Raw genomic sequence first — 3,896 nt, 5'->3', positions numbered from 1 at the left:
GTACGCGATTGCGCACGGCGCTCGCCCCGCCGCGGCGCGGGCGGCTTGCGCCGGGACTTGCCCTTCCGGCCCGGCAGCCTCCGTGTCGAGGGCTTCGTGGCGGACGCATTCCTGCCCGGCGGCTTTGCCTGCGTCGCCGTTGCCTGCGCCGGAGCGGCCCCTGAGGCCTCGATCTGCGCGGACGCGGCTTGTGCCGGCGCATCCGGCGCCGGCTTGGCCTGTGACGCGCTGGCCTCGGTCGCGGGCTTCTCGATGTCGGATGTCCTGGTCGTGGGAGCCTTGATCGTGGGCGTCCTGGCTGGCGGGGTGCTGCCGGGTGTCCCCGGAACGGGCTGCGGGGACGAAGTGCCCGCGGAGAGATCCTGAGTCATAGAGCCAAGCGTGCGCGGTGTCGATGCGGCGGGGGGATTTGATCTTCTGGCTGTGGATAACTCGGGCGAAATCCACAACGCCACAAAAGTGTTCCTTGACGAAAACTGACGTAGGAGGTAAGGGCAAAACGCCCGCTCGTTTCAATTCCATGATCACGAAAGAAAAGTATGCGTATAGGAAATTTTTCTTTCGTGATCATGAACGCCCCGGCGTGGCGCGTGACGTGGGGGGACGGTGGGGTTTGGGGTACGGAACTCAGCCGCGACGCGGGGCTGCTTTCCGTTAGTGCTGAAGATTTGACCCCGTATGGGGGTCAAATCTTCAGCACTACAGGGCTATGCCTAGGAGGGCGTCGGCTGTGTCGCGGATTAGGCGGGCGTCGGCGGGGGGGACCGATCCTGGGGCGGTCAGTACCGCGTCGGCCCAGGTGTCGATCGCGGCTAGCGCGCCCGGGGCGTCCAGGTCTTCGGCCAGGCGTTCGCGGACCGTGCGCAGGACATCGTCCGCCGCGGGCACGCCCGGGGCCCGGGCTGAGCCCGTCGCGGAGGATACGGCCCTGCGCCAGCGGGTGAGGCGGGTGGTGGCACCCGTCAGGACCTCGGGGGTCCACTCCCAGTCGGAGCGGTAGTGGTGGGCGAGGATGGCCAGGCGGATCGCCATCGGGTCGGTGCCGGAGTCCCGCAGCTTGCTGACGAAAACCAGGTTGCCCAGCGACTTGGACATCTTCTGGCCCCGGTAGGCCACCATGCCGGAGTGCGCGTATACCCGGGCGAAGACGCGGCCGTCGGCCGCGCAGGCGACGCGCGCGTGCGAGGCGCTCATCTCGTGGTGCGGGAACACCAGGTCGCTGCCGCCCGCCTGCACGTCGAAGGCCGCGCCGAGGAACTCCACGGCGATCGCGGCGCACTCCACGTGCCAGCCGGGCCGCCCCGGGCCGAAGCGGGAGTCCCAGGCGGGTTCGCCCGGGCGTTCCGCGCGCCAGACGAGGACGTCGAGCGGGTCCTTCTTGCCCGGCCGGTCCGGGTCGCCGCCGCGCTCGGCGGACAGCGCCGTCATCTGCGCCAGCGACAGTCCAGGTGCGCTGTCCGGGCCGGACAGCGCACCGAACGCCGGGTCGGCGCAGCGGGCGAAGTACGTGTCGCCCTCGAGGTCGTACAGCGAACCGCGGGCGGCGAGGCGCTCGGCGAACCGGTCGATGAGGGGCACCGCCTCCACCGCGCCGATCAGGTGCGCAGGCGGCACTATCCGCAGCGCCTCCATGTCCCGGCGGTACCGGTCGGTCTCGCGCAGCGCGAGCTCCCGCCAGTCGACGCCGTCGCGCTCGGCGCGCTCAAGGAGGGGGTCGTCGACGTCGGTGACGTTCTGCGTGTAGGTGACGTGGTGGCCGGCGTCGAGCCAGGCCCTGACCAGCAGGTCCCACGCGGTGAACGTCGCCGCGTGACCTAGGTGCGTGGCGTCGTAGGGGGTGATCCCGCAGGCGTACAGCGACGCGTCCCGCCCGGTCGCCGCGACGGTCAGCTCACCGGTCGCTGTGTCACGCAGCCGCGGCTCGGGCCCGCGGCCGGGGAGGTCAGGTACCTCGGGCCCACGCCATGCATCCATGAATGCCAGGTTATCGTGCCGCTGCCCGCTGCCCGCAGGGCCGCGGAAGCGCAGGTCCTACGGCTTGGGGAGCGGCGGGGGCAGGGTCGGGAGCAACGACGGCTGGCGGCGCGCCGCGGTCGCCTGCTCGAAGGCGTAGGCGATCGCGAGCAGCCGCGGCTCGCTCCACCGCGGCCCGACGAGCGTCACGCCCACCGGCAGCCCCCGCACGTACCCGAACGGGACGCTGATCGCCGGCCAGCCCGACACCGCCGCCGGGCGGGAGGCGCCGAAGACGCTGTGGTCGCCGAGGATGTAGTCGGTGAGCCACGCCGGGTTCGCGGTGAGCGAGATGATCGCGTCCAGCCTGTGCTCCGCGGTCGGCGTCTCCAGCGAGGCGACCGCCAGCCGGGTCGCGAACCCGCGCAGTTCCAGGTAGTCCGGGTCGGCCAGGTTGCCGGTCGTCGCCTCGGCGGCGTGGAAGATCTCCTGGCCGAACCTGCACAGCACCCACGCGGCGTTGCGCTCGTTGAACTCGATGAGCCCGGCCAGCGAACCCGGGATGTCCGCCCCGCCGTCCACGGTGGCCAGGTACTTGAGGTAGGCGTTGATGCCGTACTTGAACTCGTAGTACAGCGCGTCGAACTCCGGGACCGTGATCTTCTCCACGTCCGGCAGGTCGACCGGGTCGGTCACTATCGCGCCGAGCGACCGCAACGTCCGCACCGCCGCTTCGAGCAGCACCTTCGTGGCGGCGTCCGCCCGGGCGGAGGCGCCCCGCCAGACGCCGATCCGCGCGCCGTCGAGCGCGGCCGGGTCGAGAAACTGGGTGTAGTCGGTGGCAGCGTGAGCCGGCAGCGCGGAGGCGGCGGGATCGTCCGGGTCGGCGGCGGCGAGCACGGACAGCATCGCGGCCGCGTCGGCGACCGACTTGGCCATCGGCCCCGCGGTGTCCTGGACCGGGGACAGCGGCACGATCCCGGTCCGGCTCACCAGGCCGGCCGTCGGCTTGACGCCCACCACGCCGCAGGCGCTCGACGGGGAGACGATCGAGCCGTCGGTCTCGGTGCCCACCGCCAGCGGCGCCAGCCCGGCCGACACCCCGGCCGCCGACCCTGAGCTCGACCCGGACGGGCTCCTGTCGAGCACGTACGGGTTGTTGGCCTGCCCGCCGAGAGACGACCAGCCGCTGCTCGAGTGGGTCGACCGGAAGTTCGCCCACTCCGACAGGTTCGCCTTCGCCAGGATCACCGCGCCCGCCGCGCGCAGCCGGGAGACGATGAAGGCATCCGGCGGGCACGCCGGCAGCAGCGCCGGCGAGCCGGCCGTGGTCGGCATGCCGGCCACCTGGACGTTGTCCTTCACCAGCACGGGGATGCCTTCGAGCGGACCGCGCGGCTGGCCGGACTCCCAGGCGTCGTCGCTGGCCGCGGCCTCAGCAACCGCGTCGTGGTTGACCGTGATCACCGCGTGCAGCGCCGGGTTCAGCTCCTCGATCCGCTCGAGGAAGTGCCGGGTGAGCGCCGTCGCGGTGAGCCGGCCGTCGGCCATCGCCTGGCGCAGTTCGGCCACCGATGACGACACCGGATCGATGCTCATGGACCCGCGTTCGGGGAAGAGTTCTGGCGTTGTCTGGAAATCCGGCATGGCGGCAGGATAAACGCCACTGGTGCTGCTCCGTAACCGCCTAGGATCGCTCCGCATCCCGCAGCAGGTCACTGACCTGCTGGGCTGCCCTGCATACTTGGCTGAGAAGTCGTTCCTGGATCGAGGCGGGCGACCGCACCAGCGGGGACGGCACGGTCAGCGCGGCCACGGTGGACCGCCCGTCGGTCACCGCCGCCGACGCCGCCCACACCCCGCGGTCGATCTCCTCCTCGCTCACCGCCCAGCCGCGCTCAGCCGTCTCCGCGGCGATGCGCTCCAGGCGCGCGGCCGCCTGC

The 3,896-nt window shown here is 71.7% G+C and carries 4 protein-coding genes; 1 reads left to right on the top strand and 3 read right to left on the bottom strand.

The window, feature by feature from the left end:
- The coding region (locus WA805_RS15550; RefSeq protein WP_425242678.1) for a hypothetical protein at window positions 1-366 on the top strand (366 nt) is incomplete at its 5' end.
- A gap of 333 nt (window positions 367-699) precedes the next feature.
- Here the strand turns inward: WA805_RS15550 and mshC are convergent.
- From mshC to WA805_RS15535, 3 genes are all read right to left on the bottom strand, one after another.
- The gene (gene mshC, locus WA805_RS15545; protein WP_425242677.1) at window positions 700-1,974 is read right to left on the bottom strand and encodes a cysteine--1-D-myo-inosityl 2-amino-2-deoxy-alpha-D-glucopyranoside ligase; all 1,275 of its coding nucleotides are present in this window, start codon (window positions 1,972-1,974) and stop codon (window positions 700-702) included.
- A 57-nt stretch (window positions 1,975-2,031) separates the two neighbouring features.
- A complete protein-coding gene (locus WA805_RS15540; RefSeq protein WP_425242676.1) occupies window positions 2,032-3,600 on the bottom strand; it encodes an amidase in 1,569 nt (522 codons plus the stop codon).
- Between the two features lie 40 nt (window positions 3,601-3,640).
- Window positions 3,641-3,896: IclR family transcriptional regulator domain-containing protein (locus WA805_RS15535; RefSeq protein ID WP_425242675.1), on the bottom strand; the 256-nt coding region annotated here is incomplete at its 5' end.

It is taken from the genome of Trebonia sp., from assembly GCF_049794275.1.
Taxonomy (GTDB): Bacteria; Actinomycetota; Actinomycetes; order Streptosporangiales; family Streptosporangiaceae; genus Trebonia.
Note: the sequence above shows the minus strand (reverse complement) of the source record. Positions and strands in the feature narration are given on the sequence as shown.

Coding starts and splice junctions, on each gene's coding strand:
- mshC (WP_425242677.1), bottom strand. CDS start 1,974: ATGGATGCATGGCGTGGGCCCGAGGTACCTGACCTCCCCGGCCGCGGG.
- WA805_RS15540 (WP_425242676.1), bottom strand. CDS start 3,600: ATGCCGGATTTCCAGACAACGCCAGAACTCTTCCCCGAACGCGGGTCC.